Origin of the sequence: Vibrio sp. (assembly GCF_050299255.1) — a bacterium.
Lineage (GTDB): Bacteria > Pseudomonadota > Gammaproteobacteria > Enterobacterales > Vibrionaceae > Vibrio.
On the sequence record NZ_JBNKVP010000148.1, the window covers coordinates 1 to 3,206 of the forward strand.

At 46.5% G+C, this 3,206-nt stretch carries 4 protein-coding genes and 1 tRNA gene; all 5 read left to right on the forward strand.

The genetic code is table 11. The features are described 5' to 3' along the window. Positions 1 to 397: triose-phosphate isomerase family protein (locus ACQY6F_RS18500; RefSeq protein ID WP_428776553.1), on the forward strand; the 397-nt coding region annotated here is incomplete at its 5' end. Between the two features lie 10 nt (positions 398 to 407). Continuing rightward, positions 408 to 782 (forward strand): preprotein translocase subunit SecG, encoded by a 375-nt coding sequence (gene secG, locus ACQY6F_RS18505; protein WP_428776555.1) that lies wholly within the window; start codon positions 408 to 410, stop codon positions 780 to 782. Between the two features lie 10 nt (positions 783 to 792). Continuing rightward, positions 793 to 877 (forward strand) — tRNA-Leu (locus ACQY6F_RS18510). 131 nt (positions 878 to 1,008) lie between these two features. Further along, complete coding sequence (locus ACQY6F_RS18515) at positions 1,009 to 1,680, forward strand: hypothetical protein (RefSeq protein ID WP_428776556.1); 672 nt, start codon at positions 1,009 to 1,011, stop codon at positions 1,678 to 1,680. A 3-nt stretch (positions 1,681 to 1,683) separates the two neighbouring features. Continuing rightward, a partial coding sequence (locus ACQY6F_RS18520) for a diguanylate cyclase domain-containing protein (RefSeq protein ID WP_428776558.1) occupies positions 1,684 to 3,206 on the forward strand: 1,523 nt, incomplete at its 3' end.

Here is a 3,206-nt window from a genome sequence, read left to right on the forward strand (position 1 = left end):
TGGGTTGGTACCTGTTGTTTGTGTTGGTGAGTCACTAAGCGAACGCGAAGCGAACACTTACGAAGCCTTTATTGGTGCGCAAATAGATGCACTGCTTGAAGGATTGAGTGACCAGCAACTGTCAACGTGTGTCATTGCTTATGAGCCAATTTGGGCAATCGGCACTGGCAAAACGGCTTCACCTGAACAAGCCCAGGCAGTACATGCATTTATACGACAGCATGTCGGCAAAAAAGATCAGGCATTAGCCAGCAAAATGCGAATTTTGTACGGTGGCAGTGTCAAGCCTGATAATGCACACGCCCTGTTCGGACAAGAAGATGTCGACGGTGGCCTGATTGGCGGAGCCAGTCTGAAAGTGAACGATTTTATTGAGATTTGCCAAGCGGCAAACTGAAGAGGTTTCTATGTTATATGAAGTGCTACTGGTAGCGTACCTGATTGTTGCCTTATTGCTTATCGGTTTCGTACTGATACAGCAGGGTAAAGGCGCAGATATGGGCGCATCATTTGGAGCAGGTGGTTCAAACACTGTGTTTGGTTCTACCGGCTCAGGCAACTTTATGACCCGTACAACAGCTATTCTGGCTACCTTGTTTTTCCTGATCAGCCTGATTCTCGGCAGCATGACTGCAAATCGTGAAAAGGCAACGGATCAGTGGGAAAGCCTGGAAGCGCCAGTAGTTACAGAGCAGCCAGCTCAGGACGTTCCGGCGACTGATGTACCTGCATCAGATGTACCAGCGGCTGACGACAATAACGACAGCGACGTACCAAACTAGAAAAGATTTTGCGGAAGTGGTGGAATTGGTAGACACGCCATCTTGAGGGGGTGGTGGCTTCGGCCGTGCGGGTTCAAGTCCCGCTTTCCGCACCAAATTGAAAACCGGTCCTGGGACCGGTTTTTTTGTGTCTGCGTGTTGGACTTAACGTTGAATTTACGATGCCTTAATTCGTTATGCATACTAATTTACTACTATGATTTATAAATAATAATGAGTAGCATGGATGGCAGCAGTGAGCGACACAGTATTGAGGTGGAGTATCGAGCGCTTTATAAAACGCAGTGGAATGTATGTATTAGCTTTGATTGCTGTCGTTCCTGCGTATTCCAAAACCCTTCATTTTACCGATCAACAAGGCAATGCGCTTGCCAATGTGATCGTCAGTAGACAGGCTTCTTTACCGCTAACCGCATCGCCTGAACCTGCTATCATGGATCAGGTAAATAAAAGCTTTGTTCCCCACGTACTTGCAGTTCAAAAAGGGCAATTAGTCAGCTTTCCAAACAGTGACAACATTCGCCATCATGTGTACAGCTTTTCTCAGACCAAACCGTTTGAAATAAAGCTTTATTCCGGCACCGAATCAGAGCCCATCATGTTTGATAAGCCAGGTATCGTGGTACTGGGCTGCAATATTCATGATTCCATGGTGGGGTACATTTATGTCTCTGATGGTGAGCAACTGTGGCAATCTGACAATAACGGTGATGTTACTGTCCCTGATGAAGTAAAGAACGTGAGTGTATGGCATGCCGATTTGGATTTTATGCACACCAAGCGTATTGAATTAGCAATAGACAACTCGCCTGAATCACAAAACGTTACCTTACAACTGGTTGCATTACCCGAGCCCGTTGAAAAGAGAACGTTCGGTAAACGGACATTTGGTAACTAAGCCATGGGCATTTCATTACGCCAAACCCTGTTCAGAATTATGCTTGGTGGCATTGTCATCACGGCCATTCTCATCCTCGCAAGCGTATGGACTTCCACTAACCGTCTGGTTAACGAGCAACTGCAAAAAGAGCTGGAAGTGAGCCAGGGTGTGTTTGCCCGGGTAATGACCGACCGTAGCGATCTAATCTCAAAAACCTCATCTATGCTGGGACGTGATGTGGGTTTTGCCACCGGTTTTGCTGATGGTGACATTCCGACGATTAACAGTATGCTCGACAACCACAGCGGTATTATTGGCGCCGACTTTATTGCCATTCTTAAAATGGACGGTGAGATTAAAACTATCTGGCCTCGTCTGTTGCAAGCTCAATCTCAGTTTCCTGCTGAAAAATTGGTCAATGATTTATACCAGTCCGGCTCTTCCAGTGGTTTTGTACTGCTGAATGACAAGCTTTATCAAACTGTACTGGTAACGGTAAATTTGCCAACGCCGGTAGCCATCTATGCAGTAGGTTACGCCTTCGACGCTGAGTTTCTGGCTGAGTTAAAAGAAATTCTGCAAGCAGATATTATTGTTGAGACCAAAGACCCGGAACAGGGTGCCCAGGTGGTGGTGAGCACATTATCTGACAGTATTTCTACATCCCTTATCAATGATAAGGCCAATATCGCCAGTTGGTTTGATATTACGTTGCTGCACAAACAGGCCTATGTGGCGCGTACACTAGTATTGCCAGGAGATGATGATTCACCGGTGCTGTTTAACGTGGCTATCGATGTTACCCAGCAGTACCAGAGTTTTTCCGAACTGCAGATTAAGATTCTTGGTATCGCCTTTTTGGCCATCGTTATTTCTTTAGGTATTTCTATGTTGCTGGCACGGCGGGTTAGTGAGCCTGTGGGTAAACTGGTTAAAGCCGTCGACCTGATTTCTCAGGGAAACTATGAGCAGGAGCTGGCTACGTCGGGCCGGGTGAAAGAAATTGTTGAACTGGCCAATGCCTTTGCCAGCATGCAGAGTAGTATCCAGTCACGTGAAAAGCGTATCAGCTATCAGGCCGAACATGATGTACTAACTGGCTTGTATAACCGCTACTATATGGAAGCGCTGGTCGACAAAATGATTGCAGAAGGGCAGGAAATTCAGATCATTGGTGTCAACATTATTGGTTTTCGAAGCATCAATGATTTGTACGGCTATGCCCATGGTGATACCTGCCTAAAGGTTCTTGCGCAGCGTCTAAGTCGCTGGCCTGGCACTGCCGCACGTCTGTCCGGTGGCGAGATCATTTATATTGCAGAGTCTCGCCTCAATCTTATGCAGTTGGAAACTTTTCGGCATATTCTTGAACAGTCTGTTGAAACTGGCCTGGTGTCTATTCCTCTTAAAATTGTCTTAGCCGAAATTCTTTGTCCTGAAGATGCGCAATCGTCTGAAGAGTTATTTCGCAAGGCGAATATTGTTGTTGATGAAGCCATCCATGCAGACCGCTGGCTGGTGCGCTATCAACCTGAACTTGAGCA